Genomic DNA, 18,496 nt, shown 5'->3' with positions numbered 1-18,496 from the left:
TCAGCCCAGCCGGACCGCGACGATGCTGACGTTGTCAGGCGCGCCCGCCCGGCACGCCGCGCTGACGAGTTCGTCCGAAATCTGGACCACGTCCTTCGAGTGGGCGACGATCCTGCCGATGGTGGCATCGTCGACGACGTCCGTCAGGCCGTCCGAACAAAGGACGAGTACGTCCGCTTCGCGAGGTGCAAATCGTTCAGCGTGGGCGTCGACGACCGTTGCCTGAGTTGCGCCGCCGAGACATTGAGTAAGCCGAGTGCGCCCCGACGCGTCCACGTCGGTCCTGTCGATCACGGCGAGCTGTCCGACGAATCCATCCGTGATGCGCAGAATCGAACAGTCGCCCACGTTGAACAGCAGCAGGTCGTCGGGCGTGACCACGAAGCCGGCGATGGTGGCCCCCATGTTCGCGTGGCCCTCGGTGATGGCGCCGACTCCACGCACGTGATCGGAGACCTGTTGCAGAATTTGATCGACGTCTTCGGCGCTGGTGGCGTTCGCCAGGCGGCAGTCCGCGAGATGGGCAGATGTAATGCGTGCCGCCACCTCACCACCTGCGTGCCCGCCCATGCCGTCGATCACGGCAACGACACCGTGACCGTCAAGGTGGTGCCGCAGCCGACTTCCGGACGATGAGGCGGTCCACCCGTCGATGTGGAGGCAGTCCTGGTGACTCGTGCGCACCAACCCCAGGTGGGTCGCGGCGCCGATCCGAAGCTTCATCGCCATCCTCAGTAGTTCGACAGGACGAAGGCACCGATGCCCAGCACAAGCACAACGCCGGAGATCATGATCACGCCTGTGAGGTAGAGCGGCCACAAGAACACGACCGCCACGAGAGCTGCCACAAAGGTGACGGTGAGCAGAGCGAGCTCCAGCCACGTCCGGCTCGGAGTGTTCTCGAACGCCAGGAGCGTGAACAGGGCGAGCCCCGACGGGATCGCCCACCAGACCCCGCGGTCATCGAAGAAGTGGTCGTACTCGTTGAAGACGTCGTAGACCGACCCCAGCCATGGCCAGGCGTCGGCCTGTAGTTCGGCCACGACAACACCCAATGCCATGCGTGTCTCTGGCGAGGTATCCCACAGCATCGTGAACACGCTGAGGGGCAGCACGACGGTGGCGCACAGCGACAGCCGTTCGCCCCACTGCGCGGTGCGCCCCGTGACCTCGGCCGCGGCCGTGGGCCACCAGCTCCAGGGTCTGATGGCCCAGGTCGCGACGGCCGCGACTAGGTATCCCGTTCCGGCACCGATGAGCGGGTCACCCCACCGATACAACGATCCATACTCGGAGAGTCCCTCCCAGCCGAGCCAGAAACCGAGCGGGAAGAGCACGGCGAGCGCAACCGTCGATGGTCGACCGACCAGAGCGTCGGCCGCGACGGCGGCACCGATTCCGACAGCCAGACCAATAGCGACCGCTTGAGCGGCAGTCCTCAGCAAGTCAGCCTGAATCTCCTCAGGACCGCCTGCGGATGTCGAGACGACGAACGCGACGAAACCGCCGACGCTGTAGAGAACGCCTAGCCAGACCTTCGGCCACAACCCCGCACGAGCTTGGCCGGCGCGGTTTGCCCGGATGGTCGCACTGCGCTCGGAGCGTTCGCGATTTCGCTGTGCCCGGATGGCCGAGGCGACGGATCGGCCGTCGGTTGCGGCCGCAGGCGCTAGGAGGATCAGGAGCAGGTCCGACGGCGGATGGGATCCTGATTGTCGCCGGGAGCGGAGTTGGTCGAGCCAACCGGCCGTGTCGCGGTTGATCTCGGTCGATCGCGATCTCGCGTGCAGTTCCGCCGCGTGGTGGTAGTCCAACGCTGCCGAGAGAAGTTCGCCTTCGATCCGATCGCGTGAATCGGTGACAACTGCGGTGACACTCCGGAGGGCTGGGGTCTCGTCCCCGGTTTGCTGATCACGCAGCCACGATTCCTGGGCCCCCAGCAGTGATGCCGACAACTGCTCCAACTCGGTCCACCACTGGGTCACGATCGCGTCGGTCTCGACGAACTTCCGGTGCTCAGGGTGTCCCATTGCCAACTGAAGGATGTGATCCTCGCGCAGACGCCGAATCCAATCAGCGGCGTCGGCGTCGCCGTTCGCCGCCCGCGAGCCCACCGAGATGAGGTTCTCGCTGCTCAATTCGTGGCCACGGAAGGTGGGTTCGCGTCCGGGAGCCAACTGCCGGGAGAGATCGAACAACAAGGCATTCGTACTCAGGCTGCCCCGATCGTGCAGGTCGAACAGCGCGTGCACCGCCTCAGCATGAGCCGTGCGCGCCAGTGCATTTCGGGTTGCGGTCCTACCCCTGCCACTAAGGAAGGCACCGGCCGCCTGCCACTGGTCGATGAGTCCGTGGCCGACTGCCTCGGGACTGTCGAAGGTGCCCCAGTTGGGCGCCACCAGTTGCCATTTCGTCGGTGTCGTGTCGACGGTTCCGCGGTGGACGGCAGGAGATTCTCCGGCCAGCCAGCGTTGGACCTGATCTCCACCCCACCGTTGCTGGGGATCTTTAGTCAGCAGGCCCCGGATCAGAATCTGCCACCGTCCGTCGAGACCCGACACGTCAACGTCGTTGCTCATCAGATGGGCGAAGATGCGTGCCTCGGTCCAGCGTCGGCCTTCCGCGTCAGCGAAGGGATATCGTCCCTGTCGTACCTCGAGCAGGGTGATGCCGACGGCCCACCAGTCGCTAGGAAATCCATGTACTCCCTGCAGGGCTTCGGGTGAGCCGTAGCCGCGTCCGTGCGACGACGATCCCGCTTCCGCCCCCGCCATCAGTTCGCGGGCGAGGCCGAAGTCTGCGAGCACCAGGTCGATGGGATCGAGCCCGCGGACGAGCACGTTGCTCGGTTTGACGTCGCGGTGGATCAGGCCTGCGGAGTGCGAATGCTGAACCGCTGCGGTCAACTCGCGCACGATCTGCGCGTAGAACTCCTCGTTGACCGTGACCATGGGGTGTTCGGGGAGAGTGGTCAGAGTTCCGAAAGCGGCATGCTCCTGGATCTCCCATTGCTCGTCGCCGTGTTGCCCGAATCGCGTGCGGATCACGTGCTCGTCACTGGCTGCTTCGATGAGTCTGATGACGTCATCATTGAGCCGGTGGTTCGGCGTGGTGTACAGCTTGATCGCGACCACGTCGCCGCTGGGCGTGTGTCGACAGCGGTAAACTTCGGCTTGGTTGCCGCGGCCGATGAGTGACTCGATCTCGTACTCGTCGACCAGTGTCGACGGCAGGCTGCGGCGGATCGACTTGGTCGGAGTGTCGGACATCCCATCGAGTTCGGTGGGCTCGTGGCCGCCGGGAAGAGAGTCGAATTCGGTGGGGTGATGGTCGCTCACGGTGTTCTCACTTCCAGTTCCAAATGGCGGCTGAGACCGATGACGATGCCGTCCTCGACTGGCACGGAGGCGGCCCCGTCGATCCTGATGCCGCGAACCCAGGTGCCGTTCGTGGAACCAAGATCGCGCACATGAAGCACGCCGCGGTGGAGCACCACCTCGGCGTGCCGTCCCGAGACCTTGAGGTTGCTCTCGGCGAGCCGTGCCCACGGACTGTGCTGGGGATTGCGCCCGAGCACTACGGGAACGCCCTCGCGCAGTTCAATGGTGGTGCCGTCGGGAGCGACGAGAGTGGGGGTGGGGGTGGGCTCTGTCAGCCTGGGGTGTGGTTGCGCGGCCGGGGCGGGCTCCCCACAGTAGTCACAGTGGGACTGTCCCGTCGGGATCGGCAACGCACAGTCGGAACGGGTGCAGAGCATGTGCTCGACAGTGGTGGTGGCGCCGGTCGGCGCGCTGGCCTCCTCGCCGAGTTCGGGGCTCGTTGGAACGATCTGTTCGAAGAAGCTCCCTGAACACATGCCACACACGCCGGGGTCTGCTGGATACACCTGCTGGCATCCGCCGCAGCGGAATCCACCGCTCATGCCTCCCATGACGCCGACCCGAACTCGATGCCTCGCTTAGCCATGAGCAGGCGGAATCGATCAAGGTCTCCTGCGTCCGGCAGTCCCGCCATCACGAGATTGCCGCTGGATTGACCGACTTGGATGCGTCGAGTGTCCGGGCGTGCGAATCGCGTACGCGCCAAGTCCGTGAGCAGCGTCATCTCCTGGTTGCCGCTGGCCAGCAGGTTTCCGTCCCCGGGACGCGAGGCGACATAGGGGCCGCTGACGACGGCATCGACCAAGTCGAGGACTCGCGGCCCGATGCGTTGAGCACGAGACCATGCGTAGCCGGTGAACAGCAGCACGTCGCGGCTTTCCAGTGCGCCAATCCGTCGCATGCGAGTCAACAAGGCCGTCAGTGATGTCGCCTGCTGGAGCGGCTCGCCGCCGGAGATCGTCAGCCCGGAGAGCTCGTGCTGGTCGAGCCGATCTGCCAGTTCGGGGACAAGCTGCTCGACAGGACGGACGACTCCACCTGCCGCTTCCCACGTGTCTGTGGAGGCGCATCCGGCGCATCCGATCGTGCAACCCTGGACCCAGAGGCCGAGCCGTCGACCGGGCCCTAAAGACGTGACCGGGGCAGCGATACGGTTGATTTTCAGCCGATGTCCAACGCCCATGCGCCACCTTCCTCCCGGATGAAATTGCGGATGTGGATCGGACTGTCGGAGTCGTCGTGGAGGAAGACTGCGCGGGCGAGGGGGTTGGTCAGGACGGACTCGACTCGTTGTCCGATGCCGCGGCCACCCATCGAAAGATCTGAGCAGCATTCACGCCACAGGGTCTTGTGAGCCGTCTCAGCCAGCGTCACGTCGATCGCGTGCAATTCACGGACGCGGGCCAAGGTGTTCGCAACGAAGTTCGTCAGCAATTCGGTCGCGACATCAGTGCGGATGAAGTCGAAAACCACGATGTTGTCGCCGAGGCGGTTGAGCAGTTCGGGTCGGCCGAGCTCTTCGGCGAAGTGTCTTGACACCGACTGACGCACGTGCGCGTCGAACTCGGGGAAGCCCAACTTCGCCGTCGGCAAGTCCCCGTTCGGTAGAGGATCGGCCATTCCCTTGTTCGACGTAAACACGATGATTGTCTCGGAGAAGTGCACCGTTGCACCTGACCCGTCGGTGAGTCTTCCGTCGCTGAGGATCTGGAGGAACTTGTCCATGATCGGCGGGTGGGCCTTCTCGATCTCGTCGAACAGAACTAGGCTGAACGGCTTCTGCCGGACGGCGTTCGTCAGTTCTCCGCCCGCCTCGTGGCCGATGTAGCCGGGCGGGGCGCCCATTAGTCGCAGGTCGCTCCCCGTGTTCGAGAACTCGCTCATGTCGAAACGGATGTAGGCGTTCGGGTTGCCGAAGATCACTTCAGTGAGGATCTTGGCCAGTTCAGTCTTGCCGACGCCGGTGGGGCCGGCGAGGAACAGCACGCCTCTCGGTCCGGTCGACCGACCTCCGGTGTGCGCGGATGTCAGTCCGGTGGTGGATCGCATCAAGATATCGAGGGAACGGCGGATCGCGCCCGGTTGGCCCAGGACACGTGACGACATGAGTGTTCCGGCATCCCTGATGTTCTGTCTCAGTGCTGCTTGGTTCCACGGATTGTCGATCAGGCCCACCCGGTACATGCGGATCGCGCTCTCGAACTCGGCAGTCGACAACCGCTGGTCATTCGCGAGCTGGATGATCTCGAACATCGCGCGCAGCGTCATGCCGTCGGTCTGCGAGACGAACTCACGGCGCTGGTCGTCGGTGAAGTCGCCCATTCCGCGTTGGCTCAATCCGGCGGCAAGTTGCCGCGCAGCACGAGCGCGGGCATCGAGGTCAGGAAGGGGTATCGGCACCGGGTGGCTGCCGTCGGTGGCTCCCACCAGCCACCCGGGCAGGTCTGACGGTCGATCAACGATCCAGAAGACCGGGTTGTAGAGCGAGGTCCGTTCCATGTCGGCCACGTAGGTCTGGCGAGTCCGGTGCATTCGATGCAACGCGGTACGGAACACCCCGTGCAGGCCCTCGCTCGTGGCGGCTCCCGCCGGTGAGAACTGCGAGACGTAGTCGATGGCCAAGGCAACGCGGGCCCGTGGTTGCGCCGGTTGGACGGCGGTGATGAGTTCGCCGAGCGCCTCGAAGCTCAGTGGGCGACCAAGTCGCTCGATCCACTGCTGCCCTCGTTCCAACTGGGCGAGAGCGGAACGGGACTCTGCAGTGTCGGGTTGGAGCCCCAAGCCGCCGACCGGGTCGTAGGTGATGACGGCGGCATAGTTGCTCAGCTCGAGAAGTGCGGCGAGCGCCTGCGGCGTTTCCAGGAATCGAAAGGAGCTGTCGACCGGGATGAGGTGACGATCGCGGATGTTCCCGTGCAGGACAAACTGGGCCGCCACGGGAAGGTGAGCATCGACGTCGCGCAGCCAATGCGGGAACTCGCTCGCCAGCGCACGCGGTGTCATCGGATCAGTTCTGCTCACGGCGCGCCGCGTCCTGCTCTGCCTTGATCGCTGTGGTGGGCGAACTGTCCCGGTGCCGCAGTCGCTGGACGGGGAGCTCGCCGGCGGCCTTGTGTCGCGAGAGCTTCGTCGAAAGCCCGCGAGCGTCGAGACCGCGCATGAAGGATCGGATGTCGCGACAGCTTTCCTCCTCCACCTCCAGGTCACGTCGCGGGTCAGTCTCGGTGAGTGCCACGACATTCGTTCCGAGGCCCAGGCCATCGCTGGCCAGGCGGATCTGCAGAGCGTGATCGGGCCACTCGTCGCGCGTGAGCAAACCCGATCCGCCTGCGAGTGTCAGATCCACGAGATCCGCGTCGGCGACATAGCCCAGTTCGCGCCAGACTTCGATGGCCGAACGCACGACGTGAGCACGTTCTGATTCACGTTCGGCAGCGGCAACCGCCGCCAACAATCGAGGACGTAGCCGTTCGACGTCGGTGGAACCGGCTGCTGCGGCGAGTTGCGCCCGCAGGTCGTCCGCTGTCGGCCCATCGATCCGCGCGATGACGGACTCCAACTCGCGAGCCAGCCTCGCACGTAGCTCCTCGTCGCGCGATACTCGGACTGCGTCGGTGATTGTGCGGGTGAGTGTGAGCCACGACGTGCTCGAACCGTCGGCATCAGTCGCGCCGAGCTCCGCCACCTGACGGGTCAGGGGACCGCGCACTGTGTCAGGGACTTCGGCGAGCAACTCGGCCAGACGTTCCGCCAGTGGCGGGATGACGTCCCGCGTTGATGGGTTGGCCTCGCTGGCGGGTGAGTTGATCCGTCCCGCCAAGACGGAGCGTGTGCGAAGTGCGTGTGCGTCGGTGCGCGCACGACGTGCACCCGAGACGACAACCTCGACGGCGGCCTGGAAGCGCGCAAGCTCGTCGAGATCGGCATTCGAAGGATTTTCGCACCGGGCGGATTCGAACCCTGCGCGAGACAACGCAACGGTGACATCGAAGTCGACGGCATCGCGTCGGATCTCCTTTCGGAGTTCGACCAACGACTCGTACGTTGCCGCCCACGACCGCCGTTGGGCAGCGAGCTCTCGTTCGCGCTGCAGTTGAAGTTCGAGCTCGACGTCGTACCCCTTGGGTCCGCTCAAGGCCTCTCCTCCCGAACAAAGGCAAAGAATGGCAGAAACGCCGGGCGCTCAAGGGCGTTTCGCGCAATTGAGCGAGATTCCTTCGTGCGTGCAGCAGCAGATCTCCCCTGCCGGTCCGCTCGGAGTCGCAGCGCGGGGAACGGGGGTAACGGAACAAATACCGGATGCCCTCCATGCAAGTCAAGGCGGCGCTAGCATTTCAAAAATCTCACCCGCGAGTGGCAACGGAAGGGAACCCGATGAGCAACTGCAAGAAGTGTCACCGACCCGTGAACGACTGCCAAGCTTGCAACGGGGGACGAGCGAGCGGCGCGTTCGGCAAACTCACATGCAGCAAGTGCAACAACACCGGAAGCGTCTGCAGCGAGCATGCCGGTCGCTGGAAGTGACCCGGACGGGATCGTAGTAGTTGGACCTCCGCGAGACGCGGCTCATCGTGAAGTTCCGAATGCTAGTGAGATCGCATGACACTGGATCTCTTGTAAAAGCACCGCCGGAGACATCGACGGGGTGCTTGGCGAGGCCGAGGGAACGGGCTCCTTCGGAGCAGTGTTGACTGAGCAGTTGGCCGATCTCGGCTTGAGTCGTTGAGCGCCTTCTCAGTCGTTGAAGCGCCTTCTCAGCTGGCTGTCCGGGTTCGTGGAATCGGCAAGACCGACAGGTTGGACGCGATCACTGCGGCACGTTCATCGCTGGTGATGAGGTTGGGTCGTCTTCTTGAACGGCGCGCGAGTGAACTGCAGGTGCCGTTGCCGATGGAGTGCCCGTCGAGCCACCGTCGCGCATATGGGGTGAAGGTGTCGCGTCCGACGGCCTGCGGGATCTTGCGGATCACGTCGGCGCGCACCAAGGTGATGGCCTCGTCGGCCTCCTCGTAGCTGGCAAAGCCTGCACAGGTCTGGCTGCGGCTACCGGCTTCGGGGTGGCCGGGCTCGACGGGGACGTTGATCTCGTAGCGCCACCGTAGCCCGGACTTGGTCTGGTACTTCGTGACGGAGCCGGTGCCCTTCTCGCGCCGAGCGCGTGCGGCGACCGGCTTCGCCCGAGGGCTCATCAGGATGCCTCCGATGATGGTCTGCTCGCTGCGTCAACGCCGAAGGCGGCCAGGAAAGGGCGTCGGGGGATGAGGTGGCGTCGGCCGAGCCGGACGACGGTGATCGTGCCGTCCTCGATGGCGCGGTCGATGGTGCGCGGGTCGGCTCGAGCAGGGTGGCGACCTCGGTGCGGTTCAGCACCTCGCGGTCGGTGTTCAGGAGTTCGGCCCAGGTGCGGATGGGGGCTGCGATGGTGTGGTTCGTCATACCCGACAGGTGCGCGCCGGGACCCCTCCTGCGGTGCTGAAAGCACCTGGACGCGGGACGTGCGCCACGCCGGGTTTCTATGCCGCGGGCCCGCGATCTAGGGTGGATAGTCGCATGGATAGTCGCATCGGACGGTTTTGAAGCCATGGTGAGTGCCGCCAATTCTCGAGAAACTGCAGGTCAGAGCATGAATGCGCCCTGGAAGCACCCGAAAGCCGTCCTGTGGGACATGGACGGCACGCTCGTGGACACCGAGCCGATGTGGATCGCGGGGGAGCACCAGCTCGCCGAGGACCACGGCGCGGTCTGGACCGAGGAGGACTCGCTGCACCTGGTCGGCAGCGACCTGCTGGTGGCGGCGCGCTACATCAAGCAGCGGATCGGCGGTGACATGACGCCGGAGGACATCGTCGACTTCCTGGGCGGTCGCGTGGCCACCGCGCTGCGCCGGCAACAGGAATGGCGTCCCGGCGCCCGCGAGCTGATCGAGGAGTACCGCGCTGCGGGCGTTCCGCAGGCCCTCGTCACGATGTCGTACGGCTACATCGCCGAACCGGTCGTCGACGCGCTCGGGTTCGAGGCGGTGGTGACGGGCGACTCGGTGACGCAGGGCAAGCCGCACCCCGAGCCGTACCTGAAGGCCGCCGAGCTGCTGGGGGTGCGGGCCGAGGACTGCATCGCCATCGAGGACTCGCGAACCGGTGCCGCGTCGGCCAACGCCGCGGGTTGCTTCGTGATCGCGGTGCCGCACGCCGTCGCCGTCCCCGAGGCACCGTTCCGGGCGGTCGTCCCGACCTTGGCCGGCCTGACGGCAGACCACGTGGGGCGACTGGCCGGGCTCGGTCACGAATGACCAGTGATCTCCTCGTCACCCGCCAGTAGGTTGTACGCATGAGTGGTGGCTGGCGCGTCGCGCGCATCGCGGGCGCGGACATCCGCGTGCGTCCTTCTTTGCTGTTGATGGGCGTCATCCTGGTGATCGTCTTCGCGCCGCAATTCGAGTCCCTGGGGGCCGGGCCGAACCCGTACCTGACGTCCATCGTGTTCGTCCTGAGCCTCTACGTGTCGGTGTTCCTGCACGAGCTCGCCCACCTGGGCGTCGCCCGGTGGTTCGGCATGCGGGTGCCGATGGTCGAGCTGCACCTGCTCGGCGGTGAGACCCACATCGAGGGCGACTCGCGGAACCCCTGGCAGGAGCTGGCGACATCGGTCGTCGGTCCGATCGCCTCGTTCGTCGTGGGCATCGCGGCGCTCTGGGGCGCCCAGGCCACGGAGGGCGCGACGCGCTCGGTGCTGTGGTCGGTGGGCTTCATCAACGTGCTCATCGCGATCTTCAACATGCTCCCGGGCCTGCCCCTGGACGGCGGCCGCGTGCTGCGCGCCCTCATCTGGGCCGTCACGGGCAGCGAGCCCAAGGGCGTGCGCGTCGCCGGCTGGATCGGCCGACTGGCCGCCCTCGGACTCGTGGTGATCTCGATCATGATGATGTTCGGCGAGGACACGTTCGCGATCGGTCGAGCCCTGTTGCTGCTCGCCGTCGCCCTCTTCCTGTGGCAGGGCGCGTCCTTCGCGCTGCAGCAGGGGGTCGCCCTGGCCCGGATCGGCTCGTTGTCGGCCTCCACGCTCATGGACCAGGAGCATCCTCCGTCCGGCGCCGTTCCGATCTCCGTCGAGCTGTCGGGGCGCGATCTGCTGCTCGCGATGGCCGAGAACCCCTCGGATGCCTATGCGCTCGTCGACGACTCCGGGGTCGTGGTGGGAACCCTCTTCGCGTCCGCTGTGGACCGCGCCTATCGTGAGGCCGGATGAATCTTCAACGCACGGGCCCGTTCGTCGAGGGCGAGTGGATCCGCCTGTCCGACCCCAAGGGCCGTAAGCACAACATCCAACTCGTCGCGGGCAAGGAGTTCAGCACCAAGAAGGGGCAGATCCGCCACGACGACATCATCGGACGCCCCGAGGGGATCGTCGTCGAGACCTCGCTGGAGTTCCCGTACCAGGTGTTCCGGCCCCTGCTGTTCGAGTACGTCGTCTCGATGCCCCGCGGCGCCGCGATCATCTACCCGAAGGACGCCGCCCAGATCCTGGTGCAGGCCGACATCTTCCCCGGCGCCCGCGTCATCGAGGCCGGCGCCGGATCGGGCAGCCTGACCACCTACCTGCTGCGAGCGATCGGCCCCGAGGGACACCTGGAGTCCCACGAGCTGCGCGAGGACTTCGCCGAGACGGCCCGCAAGAACGTCGAGCTCGCTCTCGGCGGCTCTCCCGACACCTGGTCCCTCACCGTCGGCGACCTGCGTGACGCCGCGGAGGGCCCCGAGGTCGACCGCATCATCTTGGACATGGTCGACCCGTGGACCTGCATCCCCCTGGCCCTCAACCGGCTCGTCCCCGGCGGCATCGTCTGCGGCTACGTCGCCACGACCACCCAGCTGTCGCGGTTCGTCGAGACGTTGCGCGAGTCGGCCGGCTTCACCGAGCCGCACGCGTTCGAGACGCTCGTGCGCGACTGGCACCTCGAGGGACTGGCCGTTCGCCCCAACCACAAGATGAACGGGCACACCGCGTTCCTCGTCACCGCACGTCGCCTGGCTCCCGGTCAGCGTCCGATGCCCAAGACGCGCCGGCCCGCGCCGGGGGCCTACGGGCCCGACTACGTCGGCCCGCGTCCTGCCGATCTGCAGGACTGACCGGCCTCGGTCGGAAGGGTGCGTGATCAGCCGGCGACACGATCGCAACACGGCTGTCTCACGACGAGGTGTTGCGTGCGTCTCAGACGGGTAGGGTCGTGGACATCACCCTCCAGGAGGTGCACATGAACGGCAATGAGCCCACCGATCGGTACATCGAGGCCCGTCTCGCGGACGTCGAGTCCCGGCTCGCCACCACGGCCGCGCAGAACGAGCGGCTGACCTCCACGCTGCGTGAGGCGCGCGACCAGATCGTGGCCCTCAAGGAGGAGGTGGACCGTCTCGCCCAGCCGCCCACCGGGTTCGGAACCTTCCTGAAGCGCAACGACGACGACTCGGTCGACGTGATGACCGGCGGCCGAAAGCTGCGCGTCAACGTCAGCCCCGCGGTCGACAAGGACTCGCTGCGCAAGGGCCAGGAGGTCATCCTCAACGAGGCCATGAACGTCGTCGCGGCGCTCGAGTTCGAGCAGATCGGCGAGGTCGTCATGCTCAAGGAGCTGATGGCCGACGGCGACCGTGCGCTCGTCCTGGGCAACGCCGACGAGGAGAAGGTCGTGCGTCTCGCCGACACCCTCGCCGACGAGCGGCTTCGCGCCGGCGACTCCCTGCTGCTGGACAGCCGCGCGGGCTACGTCTACGAGCGCATCCCGAAGTCCGAGGTCGAGGAGCTGGTCCTCGAAGAGGTGCCGGACATCGACTACACGAGCATCGGCGGCCTGGGCAACCAGGTCGAGATCATCAAGGACGCCGTCGAGTTGCCGTACCTGTACCCGGACGTGTTCATCGAGCACGAGCTGAAGCCGCCGAAGGGCATCCTGCTCTACGGCCCTCCCGGCTGCGGCAAGACGATGATCGCCAAGGCCGTCGCCGCGAGCCTGGCCAAGAAGGTCAGTGAGCGGACGGGGGAGGAGGGTCGCTCCTACTTCCTGAACATCAAGGGTCCCGAGCTGCTCAACAAGTACGTCGGCGAGACCGAGCGGCACATCCGCCTGGTGTTCCAGCGCGCCCGTGAGAAGGCCAACGAGGGCACCCCGGTCATCGTGTTCTTCGACGAGATGGACTCCCTGTTCCGCACCCGCGGGTCGGGCGTCTCCTCCGACGTCGAGAACACGATCGTCCCGCAGCTGCTCAGTGAGATCGACGGCGTCGAGGGTCTCGAGAACGTGCTGGTCATCGGCGCCTCGAACCGCGAGGACATGATCGATCCGGCCATCCTGCGGCCCGGGCGCCTCGACGTGAAGATCAAGATCGAGCGCCCCGACGCCGAGGCCGCCCGCGACATCTTCAGCAAGTACCTGACCATGACGCTGCCGCTGCACGAGGACGATCTGCGCGAGTGGGGCGGGGACCGTCAGGCCTGCGTCCACGCCATGATCCAGCGCACCGTCGAGCGGATGTACACCGAGAGCGAGGAGAACCAGTTCCTCGAGGTCACCTACGCCGGCGGCGACAAGGAGATCTTGTACTTCAAGGACTTCAACTCCGGCGCGATGATCCAGAACATCGTCGACCGCGCGAAGAAGATGGCGATCAAGGACCTGCTCGACCACGGCAGCAAGGGCCTGCGGGTCCAGCACATGCTGCAGGCGTGTGTCGACGAGTTCAAGGAGAACGAGGACCTGCCCAACACGACCAATCCGGACGACTGGGCGCGGATCTCGGGCAAGAAGGGCGAGCGCATCGTCTTCATCCGCACGCTCATCACGGGCAAGGGCGGCAACGAGCCGGGTCGATCGATCGACACCGTCGCGAACACGGGACAGTACCTCTGACACTCGAATTGCGCGTGGTCCGCTACGACCACCCGGACGCGGTGAAGCTCACCGAGCTGGTCCAGGCCGAGTACGTCCGGCGCTACGCCAGCGAGGTGGGCGACGCCTCGCCGATGGATCCGTCGGAGTTCGACCACCCCAACGGGATCTTCTTCATCGGGTACGTCGACGAGGTGCCCGTGGCCATGGGCGGCTGGCGCCGCGGCGGCCCCCACGGTGAGACCGACGGCGAGATCAAGCGGATGTTCGTGCTCGACTCGCACCGGGGCCAAGGACTCTCGCGCCAGGTGCTCGACGAGCTCGAGCGCAGCGCTGCCCGCCAGGGCATCGTCCGGCTGGTCCTCGAGTCCGGGACCGAGCAGCCCGAGGCGATCGCGCTCTACCGGTCTGCCGGCTACGTCGACGTCGAGCCGTTCGGCTACTACGCCGGCTACGACGACTCGGTCCATCTCGGCAAGTTCCTCTGAGCCACGGTGCCGCAGGTCACACGACGTAGGGTGAAGACGTGAGCGTCCGACGAGTGCAGGGGTCCGAGGTCGAGTACGGGATCGCCGTCCAGGGCCAGCCCCAGGCGAACCCGATGGTCGCGGCGACCCACGTGGTCAACGCCTACGCCGCCGCCAACGGGCTGACCCGGCGAGCGCGCTGGGACTACGAGGAGGAGAGCCCGCTGCGCGACGCGCGCGGCTTCGACCTCGGCCGGGACGTCGCCGACCCGTCCCAGCTCACCGACGAGGACATGGGTCTGGCCAACATCATCCTGACCAACGGCGCCCGGCTGTACGTCGACCACGCCCACCCCGAGTACTCCAGCCCCGAGGTCACGAACCCGCTGGACGTCGTCCGGTGGGAGAAGGCCGGCGAGCTCGTCATGGCGCGCGGCGCCCGCCTGGCGGCCCGTGTGCCCGGCGTCGCGCCGATCATGCTCTACAAGAACAACGTCGACAACAAGGGCGCCGCCTACGGCTCGCACGAGAACTACCTGATGCGCCGGGACGTGCCGTTCCTGTCGATCGTGCAGCAGCTGACCCCGTTCTTCGTCAGCCGGCAGATCATCACCGGAGCGGGCCGCGTGGGCCAGCGTCAGGACGGCAGCGTCCACGCGTTCCAGATCAGCCAGCGGTCCGACTACTTCGAGGTCGAGGTGGGTCTGGAGACGACGCTCAAGCGCCCGATCATCAACACGCGCGACGAGCCGCACGCCGACCCCAAGAAGTACCGCCGCCTGCACGTCATCATCGGCGACGCGAACCTCTCCGAGACCTCGATCTACCTCAAGCACGGGACGACGTCCCTCGTGCTGGCGATGATCGAGGCAGACGCCCTGCCGGCGCCGCTCATGCTCGCCGACCCCGTCCGCGCGCTGCACCAGATCTCCTACGACCCGACGCTGCGCACTGCGGTGAAGCTGGCGGACGGCCGCACGATCACCGCGCTGGAGTTGCAGGGCCACTACCTCGAGCACGCGAAGAAGTTCGTCGAGACCGAGGGCAGCGACGAGCAGACCGACGACGTCCTGGCGCGCTGGGAGTCGACGCTGACCCGGCTGGCCGACGACCCGATGAACCTCGTGCGCGAGCTCGACTGGGTGGCCAAGCTGGCGCTGCTGGAGCAGTACCGCGAGCGCGACGGGCTGGACTGGGACCACGCCAAGCTCCACCTCATCGACCTGCAGTACCACGACATCCGTCCCGAGCGCGGGCTCTACCACCGCCTCGTGGCCGGCGGCCGGATCGAGCGCCTCCTCGATGACGAGACGATCGCGGCGGCCGTCACCGAGCCACCCCACGACACGCGTGCCTACTTCCGCGGCCGGTGCCTGGAGCGGTTCGCCGCCGACATTGCCGCAGCCTCCTGGGATTCGGTCATCTTCGACCTGCCCGGATACGACTCGCTGCAGCGGGTCCCGACCATGGAGCCCCTCAAGGGAACAGCCGAGCACGTGGACGGATTGTTCGGCCAAATCCATTCGGCCACAGAACTCTTCCGGGCCATCACAGGTCGCTAGGGTGTGATCATGGCCGAGCAACAGCACCGGAGCACGCGCAAGAGCGACGTCGACGACGAGCAGGTCGAGGCGCCCGAAGTCGACACCGAGCGCAAGGAGAAGCTGGACGACGACGTCGACTCGATCCTCGACGAGATCGACGACGTCCTCGAGGAGAACGCCGAGGAGTTCGTCCGCAGCTTCGTCCAGAAGGGCGGCCAGTGATGCTCGATGGAGGCTTCCGCGCCGTCGGATCCTCCTCGTTCACCGAGTTCCTCGCCACTCAGGCCCCTGATCTGCTGCCGAACGCCTCCGGAGGGTCCGTGTCCGGTCTCGACGTGACGCACGGGACGACCATCGTCGCCGCGACGTTCGACGGGGGAGTCGTCATGGGCGGCGACCGCCGCGCCACGATGGGCAACGTCATCGCCCAGCGCGACATCCAGAAGGTCTTCCCGACCGACGAGTTCAGCTGCGTCGGCATCGCCGGCACCGCGGGCATCGCCGTCGAGATGACCCGCCTGTTCCAGGTCGAGCTCGAGCACTACGAGAAGATCGAGGGCATCACGCTGTCGACCGACGGCAAGGCCAACCGGCTCGCGACGCTCATCCGCGGGAACCTCGCCATGGCCATGCAGGGGCTGGCGGTCGTCCCGCTCTTCGCGGCCTACGACCTCGACGCCCAGTGCGGCCGCATCTTCGCCTTCGACGTCACGGGCAACAAGAACGAGGAGCGCACCTTCCACTCGGTCGGCTCCGGCTCGACGTTCGCCCGCGGCTCGCTCAAGAAGCTCTACCGCGCCAACATGAGCGAGTCCGACGCGGTCACCGCCGTGATCCAGGCGCTCTACGACGCCGCCGACGACGACACCGCCACCGGCGGCCCCGACCTCACGCGACGGATCTTCCCCTTGATCTCGGTCATCACCCGCGACGGGTACCGCGCCTGGGACGAGTCCCGCACCGCCGCCGTCGCCGACGCCGTGATCGGCGGCCGCATGCAGTCGCCCGACGGCCCGTCCGCCCCGCTGACCTAGGAGCGCCCTGATGACCACCCCCTTCTACGTCTCGCCCGAACAGCTGATGAAGGACCGGGCGGACTTCGCCCGCAAGGGCATCGCCCGGGGCCGCTCCGTCGCGGTCGTCCGCTACGCCGGCGGGATCGTCTTCGTCGCCGAGAACCCCTCGCGGGCCCTGCACAAGATCAGCGAGATCTACGACCGCATCGGCTTCGCCGCGGTCGGCCGGTACAACGAGTTCGAGAACCTGCGGATCGCCGGCGTGCGCCTGGCCGACATGCGTGGCTACTCCTACGACCGCAGTGACGTCACGGGGCGCGGACTGGCCAACGCCTACGCGCAGACCCTCGGCACGATCTTCTCCAGCGGCGGCGAGAAGCCGTACGAGGTCGAGATCTTCGTCGCCGAGGTCGGCGCGACTCCCGAGGCCGACCAGATCTATCGCCTCACGTACGACGGCTCCGTCGCGGACATCCAGAGCTACGGCGTCATGGGCGGTCAGAGCGACAAGGTCGAGGAGTATCTGCGCACCCACTACACGCCCGATCTGACCCTGGCCGACGCCCTGCGCCTCGCCCTGACCGCGCTGGGCAACGACACCGAGCCGGCCCGCACGATCGCTCCGGGCGACCTCGAGGTGGCCGTCCTGGACCGCACCCGCAGCCAGCCGCGGAAGTTCAAGCGGCTGGCCGAGTCGCGGGTCGCCGAGCTGCTCGGCTGACCGTGGGCCCGCCCTCCTCCGCCCGGTGAGCTTCGTCACGTGCGGCTGGCGCTCACAGGTCTAGGCTGGCTGCATGGACCGGCGGATCTTCGGAATCGAGAACGAGTACGGCGTGACCTGCTCGTTCCGTGGGCAACGCCGTCTGTCTCCGGACGAGGTGGCGCGCTATCTCTTCCGCCGCGTCGTGTCGTGGGGGCGCAGCAGCAACGTCTTCCTGCGCAACGGCGCGCGCCTGTACCTGGACGTGGGCAGCCACCCCGAGTACGCGACGCCCGAGTGTGACGACATCGTCGATCTGGTCACCCACGACCGGGCGGGGGAGCGGATCCTCGAGGGCCTCATGCTCGACGCGCAGGAGCGCCTCGCCGAGGACGGTGTCGAGGGCGACATCTACCTGTTCAAGAACAACACCGACTCGGCCGGCAACTCCTACGGCTGCCACGAGAACTACCTGGTGGGCCGCAGCGGCGAGTTCAGCAAGCTGGCCGACGTCCTGATCCCGTTCCTGGTGTCGCGCCAGATCATCGTGGGCGCCGGCAAGGTGCAGCAGACGCCTCGCGGCACCGTGTTCAGCGTCAGCCAGCGGGCCGAGCACATCTGGGAGGGCGTCTCCAGCGCCACGACGCGCTCGCGGCCGATCATCAACACCCGCGACGAGCCGCACGCCGACGCCGAGCGGTTCCGCCGCCTGCACGTGATCGTCGGCGACTCGAACATGAGCGAGACGACCACGATGCTGAAGGTCGCCACGACCGACCTCGTGCTGAAGATGATCGAGGCCGGCGTCACGATGCGCGACCTGACCCTCGAGAACCCGATCCGGGCGATCCGCGAGATCTCGCACGACATGACGGGCCGCCGCAAGGTCCAGCTGGCCAACGGGCGTGAGCTCTCGGCGCTGGAGATCCAGGCCGAGTACTTCGCCAAGGCCGCCGAGTACATCGACCGTAACGGGCTCCGCACGCCGACGATCGACCGGACGATGGACCTGTGGGAGCGCACGCTCAAGGCGGTCGAGAGCGAGGACCTCAGCCTCGTCGAGCGCGAGATCGACTGGGTCATCAAGTACCGGATGCTCGATCGCTACCGGACGCAGCGCGGGCTGTCCTGGTCCGATCCGCGCATCGCTCAGCTCGATCTGGCCTATCACGACATCCGTCGAGACCGCGGCCTGTTCTACCTGCTCGAGAGCAAGGGTGCGGTCGCGCGGGTCACGAACGACCTCGAGGTGTTCACCGCCAAGTCCGTCCCGCCGCAGACGACGCGGGCGCGGCTGCGCGGTGACTTCATCGCACGGGCGCAGGAGCGGCGCCGCGATTTCACGGTCGACTGGGTGCACCTGAAGCTCAACGACCAGGCCCAGCGGACGGTGCTGTGCAAGGACCCGTTCCGTTCGCAGGACGACCGCGTCCAGCGCCTCATCGATTCGATGTGACCTCTCAGTTCATCCTTGGAATCAGCCGTTACTGTGGGCACGGCATCGATCCT

17 protein-coding genes are annotated in these 18,496 nt (G+C 66.6%); 10 read left to right on the top strand and 7 right to left on the bottom strand.

The window, feature by feature from the left end; all coding sequences use genetic code 11:
- The 7 genes from NP095_RS08380 to NP095_RS08350 form a co-directional block, all read right to left on the bottom strand.
- Complete coding sequence (locus NP095_RS08380; protein ID WP_232416358.1) at positions 1–723, bottom strand: PP2C family protein-serine/threonine phosphatase; 723 nt, start codon at positions 721–723, stop codon at positions 1–3.
- An 8-nt stretch (positions 724–731) separates the two neighbouring features.
- Positions 732–3,338 (bottom strand): protein kinase domain-containing protein, encoded by a 2,607-nt coding sequence (locus NP095_RS08375; protein ID WP_232416359.1) that lies wholly within the window; start codon positions 3,336–3,338, stop codon positions 732–734.
- Positions 3,335–3,922 (bottom strand): FHA domain-containing protein, encoded by a 588-nt coding sequence (locus NP095_RS08370; protein WP_232416360.1) that lies wholly within the window; start codon positions 3,920–3,922, stop codon positions 3,335–3,337. The genes NP095_RS08375 and NP095_RS08370 overlap by 4 nt, the downstream gene beginning before the upstream one ends.
- Positions 3,919–4,563 carry a 4Fe-4S single cluster domain-containing protein gene (locus tag NP095_RS08365; protein ID WP_232416361.1) on the bottom strand — a complete coding sequence of 215 codons (645 nt, stop codon included), beginning with the start codon at positions 4,561–4,563 and terminating at the stop codon, positions 3,919–3,921. Before NP095_RS08365 ends, NP095_RS08370 begins: the two co-directional genes overlap by 4 nt.
- Complete coding sequence (locus NP095_RS08360; RefSeq protein ID WP_232416362.1) at positions 4,542–6,401, bottom strand: AAA family ATPase; 1,860 nt, start codon at positions 6,399–6,401, stop codon at positions 4,542–4,544. The genes NP095_RS08365 and NP095_RS08360 overlap by 22 nt, the downstream gene beginning before the upstream one ends.
- Positions 6,388–7,515 (bottom strand): hypothetical protein, encoded by a 1,128-nt coding sequence (locus tag NP095_RS08355; RefSeq protein WP_232416363.1) that lies wholly within the window; start codon positions 7,513–7,515, stop codon positions 6,388–6,390. Before NP095_RS08355 ends, NP095_RS08360 begins: the two co-directional genes overlap by 14 nt.
- A 619-nt stretch (positions 7,516–8,134) precedes the next feature.
- Positions 8,135–8,569: a hypothetical protein gene (locus NP095_RS08350; protein ID WP_232416364.1), complete on the bottom strand. Its 435-nt coding sequence runs from the start codon at positions 8,567–8,569 to the stop codon at positions 8,135–8,137.
- A gap of 434 nt (positions 8,570–9,003) precedes the next feature.
- Between NP095_RS08350 and NP095_RS08345 the strand changes: the two genes are divergently transcribed.
- From NP095_RS08345 to pafA, 10 genes are all read left to right on the top strand, one after another.
- Positions 9,004–9,669 (top strand): HAD family hydrolase, encoded by a 666-nt coding sequence (locus tag NP095_RS08345; RefSeq protein WP_232416365.1) that lies wholly within the window; start codon positions 9,004–9,006, stop codon positions 9,667–9,669.
- A 38-nt stretch (positions 9,670–9,707) separates the two neighbouring features.
- Positions 9,708–10,625: a M50 family metallopeptidase gene (locus NP095_RS08340; protein ID WP_232416366.1), complete on the top strand. Its 918-nt coding sequence runs from the start codon at positions 9,708–9,710 to the stop codon at positions 10,623–10,625.
- Complete coding sequence (locus NP095_RS08335; protein WP_232416367.1) at positions 10,622–11,506, top strand: tRNA (adenine-N1)-methyltransferase; 885 nt, start codon at positions 10,622–10,624, stop codon at positions 11,504–11,506. Before NP095_RS08340 ends, NP095_RS08335 begins: the two co-directional genes overlap by 4 nt.
- Positions 11,507–11,631: 125 nt before the next feature.
- Entirely contained in the window at positions 11,632–13,281 is a 1,650-nt protein-coding gene (gene arc / locus NP095_RS08330; RefSeq protein ID WP_232416601.1) for a proteasome ATPase, read from the top strand.
- A gap of 14 nt (positions 13,282–13,295) precedes the next feature.
- Entirely contained in the window at positions 13,296–13,748 is a 453-nt protein-coding gene (locus tag NP095_RS08325) for a GNAT family N-acetyltransferase (protein ID WP_232416368.1), read from the top strand.
- Between the two features lie 38 nt (positions 13,749–13,786).
- Positions 13,787–15,289: a depupylase/deamidase Dop gene (gene dop / locus NP095_RS08320; protein ID WP_232416369.1), complete on the top strand. Its 1,503-nt coding sequence runs from the start codon at positions 13,787–13,789 to the stop codon at positions 15,287–15,289.
- A 9-nt stretch (positions 15,290–15,298) separates the two neighbouring features.
- Positions 15,299–15,493 (top strand): ubiquitin-like protein Pup, encoded by a 195-nt coding sequence (locus NP095_RS08315; protein ID WP_154594943.1) that lies wholly within the window; start codon positions 15,299–15,301, stop codon positions 15,491–15,493.
- Complete coding sequence (gene prcB / locus NP095_RS08310; protein ID WP_232416603.1) at positions 15,493–16,305, top strand: proteasome subunit beta; 813 nt, start codon at positions 15,493–15,495, stop codon at positions 16,303–16,305. The genes NP095_RS08315 and prcB overlap by 1 nt, the downstream gene beginning before the upstream one ends.
- A 10-nt stretch (positions 16,306–16,315) precedes the next feature.
- Positions 16,316–17,008, top strand: a complete 693-nt coding sequence (prcA, locus tag NP095_RS08305) for a proteasome subunit alpha (protein WP_232416370.1) — start codon at positions 16,316–16,318, stop codon at positions 17,006–17,008.
- 73 nt (positions 17,009–17,081) lie between these two features.
- The gene (gene pafA / locus NP095_RS08300) at positions 17,082–18,443 is read left to right on the top strand and encodes a Pup--protein ligase (RefSeq protein WP_232416371.1); all 1,362 of its coding nucleotides are present in this window, start codon (positions 17,082–17,084) and stop codon (positions 18,441–18,443) included.
- The last annotated feature ends 53 nt before the right edge of the window (positions 18,444–18,496 follow it).

Origin of the sequence: Aeromicrobium duanguangcaii (assembly GCF_024508295.1) — a bacterium.
In the GTDB taxonomy this organism is placed as follows: domain Bacteria; phylum Actinomycetota; class Actinomycetes; order Propionibacteriales; family Nocardioidaceae; genus Aeromicrobium; species Aeromicrobium duanguangcaii.
The sequence above is the reverse complement of the archived record's forward strand: the minus strand, read 5'-3'. Positions and strand labels throughout refer to the sequence as shown.

Coding starts and splice junctions, on each gene's coding strand:
- NP095_RS08340 (WP_232416366.1), top strand. CDS start 9,708: ATGAGTGGTGGCTGGCGCGTCGCGCGCATCGCGGGCGCGGACATCCGC.
- NP095_RS08335 (WP_232416367.1), top strand. CDS start 10,622: ATGAATCTTCAACGCACGGGCCCGTTCGTCGAGGGCGAGTGGATCCGC.
- prcB (WP_232416603.1), top strand. CDS start 15,493: ATGCTCGATGGAGGCTTCCGCGCCGTCGGATCCTCCTCGTTCACCGAG.
- NP095_RS08370 (WP_232416360.1), bottom strand. CDS start 3,922: ATGAGCGGTGGATTCCGCTGCGGCGGATGCCAGCAGGTGTATCCAGCA.
- pafA (WP_232416371.1), top strand. CDS start 17,082: ATGGACCGGCGGATCTTCGGAATCGAGAACGAGTACGGCGTGACCTGC.
- NP095_RS08350 (WP_232416364.1), bottom strand. CDS start 8,569: ATGAGCCCTCGGGCGAAGCCGGTCGCCGCACGCGCTCGGCGCGAGAAG.
- NP095_RS08345 (WP_232416365.1), top strand. CDS start 9,004: ATGAATGCGCCCTGGAAGCACCCGAAAGCCGTCCTGTGGGACATGGAC.
- arc (WP_232416601.1), top strand. CDS start 11,632: ATGAACGGCAATGAGCCCACCGATCGGTACATCGAGGCCCGTCTCGCG.
- NP095_RS08380 (WP_232416358.1), bottom strand. CDS start 723: ATGAAGCTTCGGATCGGCGCCGCGACCCACCTGGGGTTGGTGCGCACG.
- NP095_RS08315 (WP_154594943.1), top strand. CDS start 15,299: ATGGCCGAGCAACAGCACCGGAGCACGCGCAAGAGCGACGTCGACGAC.
- NP095_RS08365 (WP_232416361.1), bottom strand. CDS start 4,563: ATGGGCGTTGGACATCGGCTGAAAATCAACCGTATCGCTGCCCCGGTC.
- prcA (WP_232416370.1), top strand. CDS start 16,316: ATGACCACCCCCTTCTACGTCTCGCCCGAACAGCTGATGAAGGACCGG.